The sequence below is a fragment of the Pseudonocardia hispaniensis genome (assembly GCF_042658695.1).
In the GTDB taxonomy this organism is placed as follows: domain Bacteria; phylum Actinomycetota; class Actinomycetes; order Mycobacteriales; family Pseudonocardiaceae; genus Pseudonocardia; species Pseudonocardia hispaniensis.
Genome location: NZ_JBHSQW010000010.1, coordinates 22,382 through 36,641, shown reverse-complemented (window position 1 = coordinate 36,641; position 14,260 = coordinate 22,382). Strand labels below are relative to the sequence as shown.

At 71.4% G+C, this 14,260-nt stretch carries 10 protein-coding genes; 3 read left to right on the top strand and 7 right to left on the bottom strand.

What is annotated here, in order from left to right; translation table 11 throughout:
• Positions 1-3: 3 nt before the first annotated feature.
• Positions 4-669, bottom strand: a complete 666-nt coding sequence (locus ACFQE5_RS05020; RefSeq protein WP_379583308.1) for a corrinoid protein — start codon at positions 667-669, stop codon at positions 4-6.
• The gene (locus ACFQE5_RS05015; RefSeq protein ID WP_379583304.1) at positions 666-1,430 is read right to left on the bottom strand and encodes an IclR family transcriptional regulator; all 765 of its coding nucleotides are present in this window, start codon (positions 1,428-1,430) and stop codon (positions 666-668) included. Before ACFQE5_RS05015 ends, ACFQE5_RS05020 begins: the two co-directional genes overlap by 4 nt.
• Before the next feature lie 122 nt (positions 1,431-1,552).
• Between ACFQE5_RS05015 and ACFQE5_RS05010 the strand changes: the two genes are divergently transcribed.
• The gene (locus ACFQE5_RS05010; RefSeq protein WP_379583302.1) at positions 1,553-2,992 is read left to right on the top strand and encodes a trimethylamine methyltransferase family protein; all 1,440 of its coding nucleotides are present in this window, start codon (positions 1,553-1,555) and stop codon (positions 2,990-2,992) included.
• 4 nt (positions 2,993-2,996) lie between these two features.
• Here ACFQE5_RS05010 and ACFQE5_RS05005 read toward each other — a convergent pair whose 3' ends face one another.
• The 5 genes from ACFQE5_RS05005 to ACFQE5_RS04985 form a co-directional block, all read right to left on the bottom strand.
• Entirely contained in the window at positions 2,997-4,832 is a 1,836-nt protein-coding gene (locus ACFQE5_RS05005) for a putative nucleotidyltransferase substrate binding domain-containing protein (RefSeq protein ID WP_379583300.1), read from the bottom strand.
• Positions 4,833-4,939: 107 nt separating this feature from the next.
• Positions 4,940-6,484, bottom strand: coding sequence for an APC family permease (locus ACFQE5_RS05000; protein WP_379583298.1), 1,545 nt, complete (start codon positions 6,482-6,484; stop codon positions 4,940-4,942).
• Positions 6,481-7,515 (bottom strand): glycine betaine ABC transporter substrate-binding protein, encoded by a 1,035-nt coding sequence (locus tag ACFQE5_RS04995; RefSeq protein WP_379583296.1) that lies wholly within the window; start codon positions 7,513-7,515, stop codon positions 6,481-6,483. The genes ACFQE5_RS05000 and ACFQE5_RS04995 overlap by 4 nt, the downstream gene beginning before the upstream one ends.
• Complete coding sequence (locus ACFQE5_RS04990) at positions 7,512-9,074, bottom strand: GMC family oxidoreductase (RefSeq protein WP_379583294.1); 1,563 nt, start codon at positions 9,072-9,074, stop codon at positions 7,512-7,514. Before ACFQE5_RS04990 ends, ACFQE5_RS04995 begins: the two co-directional genes overlap by 4 nt.
• Positions 9,075-9,112: 38 nt before the next feature.
• The gene (locus ACFQE5_RS04985; RefSeq protein ID WP_379583292.1) at positions 9,113-10,582 is read right to left on the bottom strand and encodes an aldehyde dehydrogenase family protein; all 1,470 of its coding nucleotides are present in this window, start codon (positions 10,580-10,582) and stop codon (positions 9,113-9,115) included.
• Positions 10,583-10,771: 189 nt separating this feature from the next.
• Here ACFQE5_RS04985 and ACFQE5_RS04980 point away from each other — a divergent pair, with 189 nt between their 5' ends.
• On the top strand, positions 10,772-11,569 hold the full coding sequence (locus ACFQE5_RS04980) for an IclR family transcriptional regulator (RefSeq protein WP_379583290.1): 798 nt from the start codon (positions 10,772-10,774) through the stop codon (positions 11,567-11,569).
• Between the two features lie 91 nt (positions 11,570-11,660).
• Entirely contained in the window at positions 11,661-14,099 is a 2,439-nt protein-coding gene (locus tag ACFQE5_RS04975; RefSeq protein WP_379583288.1) for a GcvT family protein, read from the top strand.
• The last annotated feature ends 161 nt before the right edge of the window (positions 14,100-14,260 follow it).

The window sequence follows — 14,260 nt, the reverse complement described above, 5'->3', positions numbered from 1 at the left end:
GGCTCAGGCGGGGATCGGCGCGCGCCGCTCGGAGAGCAGCTGCTTGGCCCGTTTGACGGTGGCCGAGGCGTCGGCGGCGTATCCGTCGGCGCCGACCGCGTCGGCGTATTCCTGGGTGACCGGCGCGCCGCCGACCATCACGATCACCGAGTCGCGCAGGCCGGCCTTCTGCAGCGCGTTGATGTTCGCCTTGAACATCGGCATCGTGGTGGTGAGGAAGGCCGAGAACCCGACGATGTCCGGCTTGTGCTGCTCGATCGCGGCGACGAACCGCTCCGGCGCCACCTGGACCCCGAGATCGATCACGTGGAAGCCGGCGCCCTCCAGCATGATGTTGACCAGGTTCTTGCCGATGTCGTGCACATCGCCCTTGACGGTGCCCATCAGGAAGGTGCCGATCGTGGCGGCGCCGGTCTCGGCCAGCAGCGGCCGCAGCCGCTCCATCGCGCCGGCCATCGCCCTGCCGGCGATGAGCATCTCCGGGACGAAGAAGTCGCCGCGTTCGAACCGGGCCCCGACCTCCTCCAGCGACGGGATCAGCGCGTCGAACAGCAGCGTCTCGGGGCCCATCCCGAGCTGGAGGCCGGCCTCGGTCAGCTCCAGCACGCCGGGTGCGTTGCCGACCAGGGTCTGGTCGTAAAGCCCCTGCAAAATCTCCTCGGGCGTCATGCCGCCCCCTCCTTCCGTGGTGGATGTCCGAGCTGGGCGGAAAGCGTCGCGGTCTCGTTGACCAGCAGCTTTCCGATCCGTTCCAGCCGGTCGCCGAGCCGCGGCGTCGGACCGGACACCGAGACGGCGGCGATCACCGCACCGTCGCCGGAGCGGATCGGCGCGGCGACCGCCACCAGCCCGAGCTCGAGCTCCTCGCGGCTGACCGCGAAGCCTCGGCGAACCACCTCGGCCAGGTCGCGGCGCAGGGCCGCCGGATCGGTCCTGCTGTGCGGGGTGCGCTGCTCCAACGGCCCGGCCGGCAGCGGCAGCGCCTCGTGGGCGTAGAACACCTTGCCCAACGCGGTGCAGTGCGCCGGGACGTCGACGCCGACCCAGTTCGTCGCGCCGAGCAGGAACGTGGAGTCGACCTGGGCGACCTGCACCACCGCGTCGCCGCGGGGGACCGCCAGGTTGACCGTCTCGGCGGTGGCCTCCCCGATCCGCTGCAGCGTGGACCGGGCGGCGTCGACCAGGTCGTGCACCGGGTCGTGCCGGGCCGCGTACAGCGTGAACAGCGGTCCGGGCCGGAACGCGCCGTCGCGGTCGCGCAGCAGCAGCCGGTGCCGCTCCAGCGCCTGCAACAGCCGTGAGGTCGTCGACTTGGCCAGGCCGAGCTCGTCGACCAGCGAGGTGAAGGTGCGCGGCCCTTCGGCGCGCACCACCAGGGCGAGCAGGGCCGCGGCGCGGTCGACGGCCTGGGTGCCGGTCGGGGCTGTCATCGGCCACCTCGGGAGAGTTCGCTGCGGGGGAGAGTTCTATAATATGGAACCAAGGTCCCATATCATGAGCGTAGGATCCCGGAGCGGAGTCGGTCAAGAGCGATCGCGCCACGGGAGGCCGGATGTTTCGCAACCAGATGCCGCGTTACGAGGTGTTGTCCGACGACGCGATGGCGGTGCTCGACCGCGGCTGGCGGCGGATCCTGACCGAGATCGGCGTCGAGTTCGTCTCCGAGCGGGCGTTGGACCTGTTCCGCAAGGCCGGTCAGGACGTGGACGGGCAGACCGTCCGGCTCGACCCGGACTTCGTGCTGGAGCAGGTGGCGAAGGCCCCCCGCGAGTTCGACGTGCAGGCCCGCAACCAGGCCAACGACGTGCACATCGGCGGCGACCACATGGCGTTCGGCGCGGTCTACGGACCGCCGTTCGTCCGCCAGGGGGAGGTTCGCCGGGACGCCACGCTGGACGACTTCCGCAACTTCAGCAGGCTCGCCCAGTCCTTCCCGGAGCTGGACTCGGCCGGCGGGGTGATCTGCGAGCCCAACGACGCGCCGTTGGACTCGCGGCACCTGGACATGACCTATGCGTTGCAGACCCTCACCGACAAGATCTACATGGGTAACGTGGTGTCCGGTCCGAACGCCCGCGACACGATCGCCATGTCGGAGATCCTGTTCGGCGGCCGGGAGGCCATCGAGCGTACCCCGGCCACCCTGTCGCTGATCAACTGCAACTCCCCGCTGCGCTGGGACGACCGGATGCTGGACGCGCAGTTCGAGTACAGCGCCGCCAACCAGGCCGTCGTGCTGACCCCGTTCCTGCTCATGGGCGCGATGTCGCCGGTGACCATCCCGGCCACCCTGGTGCAGCAGATCGCCGAGGCGCTGTCCGGGATCGCGCTGTCCCAGCTGATCCGGCCGGGCGCGCCGGTGGTGTTCGGCTCGTTCCTCTCCAACATCGACATGCAGTCCGGGGCGCCCTGCTTCGGCACCCCCGAGTCGGCGATCGGCCTGTTCTGCACCGGCCAGATCGCCCGGCGGTTCGGACTGCCGTTCCGGACCGGGGGCGGGCTGACGTCCAGCCAGATGCCGGACGCGCAGGCGGCCTACGAGGCGATGATGACGTTGCTGCCGACGTTCCTGGCCGGCGCGAACTGGGTCATGCACTCCGCCGGCTGGCTCGAGGGCGGCCTGGTGGCGTGCTACGAGAAGTTCGTCATCGACATCGAGCTGCTGCGGATGCTGCAGGTGGAGTTCACCCCGCTGGAGATCGACGAGGCGTCGTTGGCGTTCGACGCGCACGCCGAGGTCGGCCGCGGCGGGCACTTCCTCGGCGCCGCGCACACCCTGGAGCGGTTCCGAACCTGCTTCTACCGGCCGCTGCTGTCCTCCTCGGCCAACTACGAGCGGTGGATGCGGACCGGCGCCCGGGACGCCGCCGCCCGCGCCGCCGAGATCTCCCAGCGGACGCTGGCCGAGTACGAGCCGCCGCCGCTGGACGACGCGATCCGCGCCGAGCTGGAGGAGTACGTGGTCAAGCGCCGCGCCGAGCTCGGCGACTGACCCATCACCACACGCCCAGCTGAAGCGTCGAGGCGACCCGGCGCTGGACCGAGGCGATCGCCCGGAACGCCTCCCGCAGCGACGCGCGGGTGAGCTGGCTGAGCTCGCCGGGCCGCACGTAGTCGTCCGGTGGCGTCCCCGCCCTGAGCTGGCCCACCTGGTGCTGCATCCGCAGCTCGACGATCAGATCGAAGGCCTCCTGCAGGGTCCGGGCCTCGGCGTCCAGAGTGCCCGCCTCGGCGGCGGCCCGCAGCCGCACCGGGGTCGACGCGCTGGTCACCCCGGCCGCCATGCCGGCCCACCGGGCCAGGTCGACGATCGGGACGATCCCACCCTTCTTCAGGTCGAGCTGGCCGCGCCGTTCACCGGAGTGCTCGACGACGAAGTCGCGCAGGAACCCGGTCGGCGGCCGGTGCGACAGGGCGAACCGGGCCAGCAGCCGCAGCAGGTCGGGGTGCCGATGGGCGGACCGGAACACGTCGGGCACGGACCGGGGGTGCCGCAGCCCCCACACCGGGCGGCCGTCGACGACGAGCGAGACCAGGACGAGCGCCTTCTCCTGGGTCGGATCGGTCAGCCAGCCGCGGGTCACCGCCTCCCAGCCCGCGGCGGACCGGGCGAACAGCGGGTTCGAGGCGACCGCGCCGTTGCGGTCGGCCGGGAAGCCACAGGCCGCCAGGCCGGTCATCACCCGATCGGCGATCGCCCGCACCGCCGCTGCGGCCGCCGGGTCGGAGTCCGGCCCGAACCAGACCAGCGCGCTGTCCACATCGGAGGAGGGAACGGCCTCCCGGCGGGCCAGGCTGCCCAACGCCAGCCAGCTGAACGGGCTCGGCGGCGCGCCCAGCTCGCGTATCGCGAAGTCGATCAACCGGCGGGTGAGCACGTCGGCCACGACGGAGTAGATCGCCGAGATGTCGCTCGCGGCGACCTTCGCGTCGTGCAACCCGATGATGGTCGGCCGGAGCCGGGCGGCCGCGTCGACGAGCGCGCCGACGTCCTCGGCCCGGGCGATCGCGGCCCGCAGGTGGAAGCTGCTGCGGGTGGTGACGGCGACCAGGTCGGAGTCCTCCAGCACGCCGAGGACGCGGCCGGTCGGCGAGAGCACCGGCAGGTGGCGGATGCCCCGGTCCAGCATGTCCAGCAGCGCCTCGCCGCCGAGCCGGTCCGCCGGGACGGTGTAGGCGGGTGCGCTCATCGCCTCGGTCACCGGTGCGGAGGTGTCGAGGCCGGCGGCGACCACCCGCTGGCGCAGGTCCCGGTCGGTGAGGATGCCGAGCCGGCCGGCGCCGAGGTCGACGACGGCGGAGGTGGCCGCGGACGCCGACATCCGCTCGGCGACCTCGCGCAGCGACAGGCCGGGCGAGCAGAGCACGGGTGGCCCGCGGAGCAGATCAGCGACCGGTCGCTGGGCGGGATTGAGCGCCGCCTCGACGCCGGGCCAGTGGCGCAGCGCGCTGGACAGCAGCGAGCGCGTCACGAAGCGCAGGCCGGCCGGCTTGCCCAGCAGCGGGCGCACGCTCTGCGCCGGGATCCGGTAGCACAGCGTGTCCTCGGCCGCGACCGCCGCGAAACCGGTGGGCAGCCCGGACAGCATCGACGCGTGCCCGAACAGCTCACCCGGCCCGAGCAGGTCGAGCAGATGGGTGTCGTGCACGATCTCGACCGCACCCGTGCGGATCACGCGAAGGTGGTCGATCGGGTCGGCCCCCTGGGAGAAGATCGTGCTGCCCGCCGGATGGAACTCGAGCTCCGCCGCGGCGGCCAGCTCGCGCAGCTCCTGCGCATCGGCGGTGTCGAAGGGGGGATGCGCCCTGAGGAACTCGGCGATGTCCGCCATGGCTTCAGCGCCCCCAGCCCGTCGAGAACGACATCGTGGCGACAGGGGATCGATCCGGCTCACCGCACCGTCGTTCTCGACGCGATGGGGCGGACCGCCCGGCCCGATCAGTCGGCTGCGCCGACCGTACCGGCCACCGTCGGCGGCGCCGCAGCGTGCTCGGCCAGCACCCCGGTCTTGTGCCGCTGTACGAGCAGGTAGTAGGCCAGGCCGCCGAACAGGACGATGCCGACGAACAGCACGGCACCCCACTGCAGGTACCAGCGGAACGGTTCGGTCGCGTTGTAGACCTCCTTGCGCGGCCAGGCCAGGTTGACCACCATCGCCGCGCCCCAGCCGACGGCGAGGATGTTGATCGGCAAGCCGAGCCGGCCGAGTGAGAAGTAGCCCCTGCTTCGCGCCCCCGCCGGCGGCCAGTGCCCGCGTAGCCGGGCGACCAGCATCGGCGTCGTCACCAGCAGGTAGGCAATGTAGATCATGATGATGCCGATGCTGGTCAGCACGGTGAAGATCTGCGGCTGCTGGATGTTCACCACCAGCAGCACGATCGCCAGGAAGCCGACGACGACCGCCGGAACGACCGGGGTCTTGAACCTCGGGTGCACCCTGGCCAGCCTCGAGCCGGCCGGCAGGTTGTTGTCCCGGGCCATCGCGAAGATCATCCGGATGGTCGCGGTGTGCACCGCCAGGCAGCAGACGGTGATCGCGATCGCCACCGAGCTCAGCATGAGGATGCCGATCGGGCCGCCCAGCACGTCCAGCACGATGAACTGCAGGCCACCGCGCTCGATGTTCTCGGAGTTGAGGTCGCGGGCCGCGAGGATCGCGAACAGCAGGATCGCCCCGCCGATCAGGAACGAGGCCACGACCGCCCGCAGGATGGCGGCGGGTGCGGTGCGCCGCGGGTTGATCGTCTCCTCGCCGAGCGAGCTGGCGGTGTCGAAGCCGTACATCACATAGGCGGAGGCGAGCGAGGCGATCAGGAAGGCGCCGAAGTAGCCCAGCGGGCTTCCTTCGCCCTTGCCCTGGGTGTCGAACAGCACCGCCGGGCTGTTGGTGATGTGGACCGCGAGCAGGATGACCAGCAGCACGGCGGCGATCAGCTCGATGAAGACGCCGGTGCTGTTGATGCGGGCCATCAGCTTGACCCCGAACGCGTTCACCAGCGTGGTGAAAACGATCAGGATGGTGCCCAGGATCACCGCGTTCACCGAGTAGTCGAAGGGGCCGGTGCCGTCGCCGATGAGCTGGAACCCGGACCAGATCTGCGGAAGCGTGTACTGGTAGGCCAGCGCCACCGCGGCGGTGGTCACCACCGAGGCGGTCAGCATCATCCAGCCGGCCAGCCAGGCGATAGTCGGTCGGCTGAGCTTCTTGGCCCAGTTGTAGATCGACCCGGCGACCGGGTAGCTGGCGGCCAGCTCGGCGAAGCAGAGCGCGACCATCAGCTGGCCGGCGAAGACCATCGGCCAGGTCCACCAGTACGCCGGCCCGCCGTAGGCGAAGCCGAAGAAGAACAGCTGGAAGGTGCCGGTCAGGATCGAGATGTAGCTGACCCCGGCCGCGAAGCTGGCGAACCTGCCGATGCTGCGGTCGAGCTTCTGCTCGTAGCCGAACTCGGCGAGCTCGCCGGTGTCCACCACCTGGGTCATGTCAGCCACCTCCGCCAGACCGGCTCGTTCTCGTTGACCCACTTCTCAGCGGCCGCCGCCACGTCGAGCCCCTGCTCGTCGACGAGGGCGCCGATCGACTCCTGGTCGTCGTTGGTGTAGCTGAAGGTGGACAGGAACCTGAACACCTCGGGTGACTTGCCCTGCAGGCCGAGCGAGAACGCCTTGAACAGCACGTCGGATGCGTAGTCGCAGTCGTAGCCCTGGCCGGCGCGCTCGCGGGCGGCGATCGCGCAGTCCTCGTCGTAGGCCGGCAGCCGCACCTCGGTGAGGTCGTAGCGGTTGTGCGCCGGGTGCGGGGTCCAGAAGTACAGCAGCAGCGGATCCCTGTTCCGGAACGCCGTGTCCAGGGCGTCGAGCAGGGCCTGCTCCGATCCGGCCCGCACCACCTGCAGGTTCAGGCCCAGGTTCTTGATGATCTCTTCGTCGTAGGAGACGTAGCTCGGGTCGCCGAGCAGCAGCTGGCCCTTACCGCCCGACGCCGGGGTCGCGAACAGGTCGGCGTTGGCCCGGAGCCCCTCGACGGTGGCCAGCTCCGGCCGCTCGGCGAGCAGGTAGGTGGGCACCCACCAGCCGATGTTCCCGACCACGCCGAGCCTGCCGCCGTCGACGACGCCGCCGTCGCGCAGCGGCCCGCCGCGCCTGCCCTCGATGTAGCGGACGATGTCCGCCGCGTGACCGGACGGCCAGACCTCGAGGGTGGCGTCCAGGTCACCGGCCGCGAGCGCCGGGAACTGGGCGTACTCGTCGATGTGCACCAGGGCGACCGGCTGCTTCAGCTCCCGCTCGATAATGATCTTGGCGACCTGGGCGTTGACGGCCGAGCCGGTCCACGGGTTGACCGCGATCCTGATCGCCGACCGCGGGATGCCCTCCTCGGTCGCCGGCTGGGGCGCCGGTCCTGCGCCGACCGGTGGCGCCCCGGGCGCCGCCTGGCCCCCGCACGCGGCCCCGACCAGGACGAGTACCAGCGCGGTGACGATCAGGCGGAGCCGTGCGCCGATGCTGCTCATGGGGTTTCCTTGATCAGGTCGGCGACCTTCTCACCGATCATCATCGTGGTGATGTTGGGGTTGATCGCCGGCAGGAACGGCATGATCGAGCCGTCGGCGATCCGCAGGCCGGCCACGCCCTTCACGCGCAGCTGCGGGTCGACGACCGCGTCCGGGTCGTCGGCGCGGCCCATCCGGGCGGTGCAGGCCGGGTGGTAGACGGTGTTGTGCGTCGTGCGGATGTAGTCGATCAGAGCGTCGTCGGAGACGGCGTCCGGTCCCGGCGCCAGCTCCCGGGCGATCCAGGCCCGCAGCGGTGGCTGCTCGGCGATCCTGCGGGCCAGCTTCACGCCGGCCAGCATCACCGCCAGGTCGTGGCCGTCCGGGTCGGTGAAGTACCGCGGGTCGACCTTCGGCCGGTCCCGGAAGTCCCGGCTGCGCAGCCGGACGGTGCCTCTCGACCGGCCGCGGGTGACGTTCGGGGTGAGACAGAAGCCGTTGTCGGTCGTCGGGTAGCCCCGGCGCACGGTGTTCAGGTCGAACGGCACCGAGCCGTAGTGCATCATCAGGTCCGGCCGGTCCAGCCCCTCCTCGGTCCGGGTGAACAGGCCGATCTCCCACCACTGGGTCGACGTGGTGACCATCGGCCGGGAGGCCTCCCACATCACCAGCCCCTCCACGTGGTCGTCCAGGTTCGACCCCACCCCGGGGCTGTCCACCCGCACCTCGATGCCGAACTCGCGCAGGTGCGCGGCGGGGCCGATGCCGGACAGCATCAGCAGCTTCGGGGTGTCGATCGCCCCGGCGGACAGGATCACCTCGCGGCGGGCCAGCACGCTCTCGCGACGCAGCGTCGCCGAGTCGAGGAACCGCACCCCGGTGGCCCGGTTGGACCGGTCGACGTCGACCTCGCTGACCCAGGCGTGGGTGCGGACGGTCAGGTTGTCCCGCTTCCCCATGATCGGATGCAGGTAGGCGCGCGAGGAGGACATCCTGATGTTGTCCTCGTCGGCGTTGATCTGGAAGAAGCCGGCTCCCTCGCAGACCGTCACACCCTCGTTGAACCGCACCGTCGGCAGGCCGACGGCGGCCGCCGCCTCCAGGACGGCAACCCCGCACGGGTCGTCCGGCGGGATCTGGCGCAGCTGCACCGGCCCGGACCGGCCGTGGTGCTCGCCCGGCCCGTCGTTGGTCTCCAGCCGGGCGATCAGCGGCCAGCAGTCGTCCGCGCCCCAGCCGGTGCAGCCCATCGCGGCCCACTCGTCGAGATCCTCGCGCGGGGTCCAGAACGCGATGCACGAGTTGTGCGACGAGCATCCGCCGAGCACCTTGCCCCGGGCGTGCCGCAGGAAGCTGTTGCCCCGCTCCTGCGGCTCCACCGGATAGTCCCAGTCGTAGCCGGAGTCCAGCAGGTGCATCCACTCGGCGAGCTGCAGGATGTTCGGGTCGTCCACATCGGATGGCCCGGCCTCGAGCAGGCAGACGGTGACCGAGGGATCCTCCGACAGGCGGGCGGCGACGACCGCGCCCGCCGAGCCGCCACCCACCACCACGTAGTCGAACTCGTCGGCTCGGCTCATCGGCGTACCCTTTCGACGACGTTCGATGGTGGGCTCGGTCAGCCCTTGAACCAGCGCAGCGGGGCCGGCGCGGTGTTGTGCCAGATGTGCTTGGCCTCGCGGTACTCGGCCAGGCCGGTCGGGCCGAGCTCGCGGCCGTTGCCGGAGCGCTTGAAACCGCCCCATTCGGCCTGCGGCAGGTACGGGTGGTAGTCGTTGATCCAGATCGTGCCGTGCCGCAACGCGGCCGCGACGCGCTGGGCCCGGCCGGGGTCGGCGGTCCACACCGCGCCGGCCAGGCCGTACTCGGTGTCGTTGCCGAGCCGGATCGCCTCCTCCTCGGTGCCGAACCGTTCGACGGTGAGGATCGGGCCGAACGTCTCCTCTCGGATCACCCGCATGTCCCGGTGGCAGTCGGCCAGGACGGTGGGCCGGTAGAAGAACCCGGCCCGCAGCTGCGGTTCGTCCGGGCGCCTGCCCCCGGCGACGAGCCGGGCGCCCTGCTGGATGGCTCCTGCGACGTAGTCCTCGATCTTGGCTCGGTGCGCGGCCGAGACCAGCGGGCCGGACTCGGTGTCCGGGTCGAGACCGTTGCCGAGCCTGATCCGGTCGGCCCGCGCGGCCACCGCGTCGACCAGCGCGTCGTGCAGGCTGTCCTGCACGATGAGCCGGGTCCCGGCCGAACACACCTGCCCGGCGTGCAGGAACACGGCGGTCAGCGCGTAGTCGACGACGGTGTCGAAGTCCGTGTCGGCGAAGACGATGTTGGGGTTCTTGCCGCCGAGCTCGACGGCGACCTTCTTCACCGTCTCGGCGGACGCCCGGATGATGGCCCGACCGGTGGCGAGCCCGCCGGTGAACGACACCAGGTCCACATCCGGGTCCTCGACCAGGGGAGCGCCCACGGTGCGTCCGTCGCCGAGCACCAGGTTGACCACGCCGTCGGGGGCGCCGGCCTCGGCCAGCAGCGCCACCAGCCTGATCGTGCTCAGCGGGGTGACCTCGCTCGGCTTGATCACCACGGTGTTCCCGGCGGCCAACGCCGGGGCGACCTTCCAGGAGATCTGGAGCAGCGGGTAGTTCCACGGGGTGATCAGCGCGCACACCCCGACCGGCTCGTAGACCACCCGGCTGAGCACATGGGGCCGCCCGGCGTCGACGAGCCGGCCAGGGTCCTTGTCGGCGAGGTCGGCGTAGTACCGGAACACCGCCACGACGTCGTCGACGTCGACCCGGCTCTCCACCAGCGTCTTGCCGGTGTCCAGGGTCTCGGTGCGGGCGATCTCCTCGGCGTCGCGCAGCAGCAGGTCGGCCACTCGGTCGAGCAGCCGGCCGCGTTCCCCGCCGGAGGTCCTCGGCCAGTCCCCACCGTCGAAGGCGGCCCGCGCCGCGGCGACCGCGCGGCGGACCTCCGCGGCGGAGGCCCAGTCGACCTTCGCGATCACGCTCTGGTCGTACGGGTTCACCACCGCGACGTCGGCGCCGCCGGAGCCGGATACCCACGATCCGTCGATGAACTGGCTCGGCACGGTTCCCTCCGGTCGGACACGTGACGAACACGGCGCGGGTCCGTGCCGGCACAGACAGGTGGACCAGGGAAGGGATGATCCTCGCGCCGCCCGATGACGTCAATGGCTGTTGCTCATCATGCGTATCGTTCTGATTTACGCAACGCTGAGGTCGCGTCGACGTCCCAGGGTGTGCGCTACCGTTTCGCCATGAGCAACAAACCGGCGGCTCAGAAGCGGGACGCCAGCCCTGTGCAGTCGGTCGACCGGGCGATCACGGTACTGGAGCTCCTGGCTCGGGACGGGGAGCTCGGCGTCACCGGGCTGGCTGCCGAACTGGGGGTGCACAAGTCAACCGCGTTCCGGCTGGTCGCCGCGCTCGAGGCGCGCAGCCTCGTCGAGCAGAACGCCGAGCGCGGCAAGTACCGGCTCGGGGTGGGCATCCTGCGGCTGGCCGGGGCCACCGCGGCGCGGCTGGATCTGGTGCAGGAGAGCCGCCCGGTCTCTCGCCGGCTCGCCGCCGAGCTCGGCGAGACGATCAACATCACGGTGCCCTCGGACGGTGCCGCGCTCTACCTGGACCAGGTCGCCGGCTCCTCGGCGGTGCAGACCCACAACTGGGTGGGCCAGCGGATCCCGATGCACGCGACCTCCAACGGCAAGGCGCTGCTGGCCTTTCGCGGCGACCGGGACCTGACGGAGCTGCTCGGGCGCAAGCCGCTCACGTCGTTCACCGAGCACACCATCACCAACCGCCGCGACCTGGAGGCCGAGCTGGATGCGGTCCGCGAGCTCGGCTACGCCACCGCGGTCGACGAGCTGGAGATCGGGCTGACCGCGGTCGCGGCCCCGATCCGCAACGCCGAGGGGGTGGCGGTGGCCTCGCTGAGCGCGTCGGGGCCGAGCTTTCGGCTGACCAGCTCGCGCATCGGGCAGATCGCGCCTGCCGTTCGCGACGCCGCCGACGAGGTGGCGCGCCGGCTGGGCTGGCACGGCGCGGTGCTCTGATCGGCTCGTCCGGCGCCTTGACAGGCGCTCGCGGGCGGCCGGAGACTGTTGCGCAGAACGCATGTTGTTGCGTAATCAGCAACGGGAGTGAATGATGCCGAGTCCCCGTGTCGTCGTCATCGGTGCCGGTGTGGTCGGGGCCGCGCTCGCCGACGAGTTGTCCGTTCGGGGCTGGACCGACGTCACGGTGCTCGACCAGGGGCCACTGTTCGCGACCGGGGGCTCCAGCTCGCACGCGCCCGGGCTGGTCTTCCAGTGCAACGGCGCCAAGACGATGACCGAGCTGGCCCGGTACACCGTCGAGAAGCTCGGCGCGCTTGATCTGGACGGCGCACCGTGCTTCCTGCCGGTCGGCGGGCTGGAGGTGGCGACCACCCCGCAGCGGCTGGCCGAGCTGCACCGCCGGCACGGCTGGCTGACCGCGTGGGGGGTGGAGGCCCGGGTGGTCTCCACCGACGAGTGCGTCAAGCTGCACTCGCTGCTCGACCCGCAGCGGGTGCTCGGCGGGCTGCACGTTCCGACCGACGGGTTGGCCTGCGCGGTCCGCGCCGTGACCGCGCAGGCCCGCGCGGCGCAGCGGCGCGGGGTGCGCTTCCTCGGCCGGTACCGGGTGCTGGAGATCACGCTGGACGGGGCCAACCGCGTGACCGGCGTGGTCACCGACCGCGGCGGCTTCGCCGCCGACATCGTGGTCTGCTGCGCCGGGATCTGGGGGCCGAAGGTCGCAGCCATGGCCGGCATGACGCTGCCGCTCACCCCGCTCGCCCACCAGCTGGCCTGGACCGGGCCGGTGCCGGGGCTGGCCGGCCAGACCGAGGAGGCGGTTCGGCCGATCCTGCGGCACCAGGACGCCGATCTCTACTACCGCGAGCGGGCGGACACGATCGGCATCGGCTTCTACGGGCACTCTCCGCTGCCGATCGGCGTCGAGGACATCCTCGACCATGCCGAGGCCGAGGTGATGCCGTCGGTGCTGCCGTTCACCCCGGAGGACTTCGCACCCGCCTGGGCCGAGTCGCTGCGGCTCCTGCCGCAGCTGCGGCAGGCCACGCTCGACGAAGGGATGAACGGGCTGTTCTCCTTCACCCCGGACACCATGCCGCTGCTCGGCCCGTCCCGTGAGGTCGAGGGGTTCTGGGTGGCCGAGGCGGTGTGGGTGACCCACTCCGCCGGTGTCGGCCGGGCGGTCGCCGAGTGGCTGGTCGACGGGGTGTCCTCGGTCGACCTGCACGACTGCGACGTCAACCGGTTCGAGCCGCATCAGCTCGGCCCGGACTACGTGCTGGCCCGGGACTGCCGCAACTACGTCGAGGTCTACGACATCATCCACCCGCTGCAGCCGATGCAGGACCCCCGGCCCCTGCGGACCACGCCGTTCTATCCCCGGCAGCGCGAGCTCGGCGCGGTGTTCCTGGAAGCGGCCGGCTGGGAGCGTCCGCAGTGGTACGCGGCCAACGAGACGTTGCTGGAGGGCCGGGACATCCCCACCCCGAACGACTGGGCGGCCCGGTTCTGGTCGCCGATCGTCGGCGCGGAGGCCCAGGTCACCAGGGAACGGGTCGCGCTCTACGACATGAGCGCGCTCACGCGGCTGGAGGTGACCGGCCGCGGTGCACTGGCCTTCCTGCAGTGGATGACCACCGGCGACCTCGACAAGCCGGTGGGCTCGGTGACCTACTGCCTGCTGCTGGACACCGGCGGCGGCATTCGCAGCGACATCACCGTCGCCCGGCTCGGGCCGGACCACTTCCAGGTGGGTGCGAACGGCAACCTGGATCTCGACCGGCTGCTCCGCCACGCCCCGGACGACGTGACGGTCCGCGACATCACCGCCGGTACCTGCTGCATCGGGGTGTGGGGTCCGCGGGCCCGCGATCTGGTGGCGCCGCTGACCCGCGACGACTTCTCCGCGCGCGGCTTCCGGTACTTCCGGGCCAAGCAGACCTACCTGGGGATGGTGCCGGTCACCGCGCTGCGGCTGTCCTACGTCGGCGAGCTCGGCTGGGAGCTGTACACCACGGCCGACCTGGGCCTCACGCTGTGGGACACGCTGTGGGAGGCCGGCCGGCCGCACGGCGTGATCGCCGGCGGCCGGGGCGCGTTCACCAGCCTGCGGCTGGAGAAGGGGTATCGCTCCTTCGGCGCCGACATGACCCCGGAGCACGACCCGTACGAGGCCGGCCTGGGGTTCGCGGTCCGGATGGACAAGGGTGACTTCGTGGGGCGGGAGGCGCTGGCCGGACGCCGCGCGCAGCCGACGCGGCGCCGGCTGAGCTGCCTGACGATCGCCGACCCGGCCGCGGTGGTCATGGGCCGGGAGCCGGTTCATGTCGGCGATCGGTGCGTCGGGTACGTGACCAGCGCCGGCTACGGCTACACGGTCGGGACCGGGATCGCCTACGCCTGGCTGCCGGCCGAGCTGGCCGCTCCGGGCACCGCGCTGCACATCGGCTACTTCGACCAGCGGGTACCGGCCGTCGTGGCCGCCGAGCCGCTGTTCGACCCGGCCATGACCCGGCTGCGCAGTTGAGATGGTCGTGGAGATGGCCGCCGAGATGGCTGTTTGAACGACCACCGAGACGACCACCGGGACGCCGCGGTCAAGGGCTACCAGGGCGAGACGTACCTGGGTGACGACTTCGTCGGCGACGAGTAGCGCGCGGCCGGCGACCGGCGACATCCCACCCCCCA

What these genes read in the sequence shown, in the direction of transcription:
- ACFQE5_RS05000 (WP_379583298.1), bottom strand. Translation starts at nt 6,484, where the DNA reads ATGACCCAGGTGGTGGACACCGGCGAGCTCGCCGAGTTCGGCTACGAG.
- ACFQE5_RS04995 (WP_379583296.1), bottom strand. Translation starts at nt 7,515, where the DNA reads ATGAGCAGCATCGGCGCACGGCTCCGCCTGATCGTCACCGCGCTGGTA.
- ACFQE5_RS04975 (WP_379583288.1), top strand. Translation starts at nt 11,661, where the DNA reads ATGATGCCGAGTCCCCGTGTCGTCGTCATCGGTGCCGGTGTGGTCGGG.
- ACFQE5_RS05020 (WP_379583308.1), bottom strand. Translation starts at nt 669, where the DNA reads ATGACGCCCGAGGAGATTTTGCAGGGGCTTTACGACCAGACCCTGGTC.
- ACFQE5_RS05015 (WP_379583304.1), bottom strand. Translation starts at nt 1,430, where the DNA reads ATGACAGCCCCGACCGGCACCCAGGCCGTCGACCGCGCCGCGGCCCTG.
- ACFQE5_RS04980 (WP_379583290.1), top strand. Translation starts at nt 10,772, where the DNA reads ATGAGCAACAAACCGGCGGCTCAGAAGCGGGACGCCAGCCCTGTGCAG.
- ACFQE5_RS05010 (WP_379583302.1), top strand. Translation starts at nt 1,553, where the DNA reads ATGTTTCGCAACCAGATGCCGCGTTACGAGGTGTTGTCCGACGACGCG.
- ACFQE5_RS04990 (WP_379583294.1), bottom strand. Translation starts at nt 9,074, where the DNA reads ATGAGCCGAGCCGACGAGTTCGACTACGTGGTGGTGGGTGGCGGCTCG.
- ACFQE5_RS05005 (WP_379583300.1), bottom strand. Translation starts at nt 4,832, where the DNA reads ATGGCGGACATCGCCGAGTTCCTCAGGGCGCATCCCCCCTTCGACACC.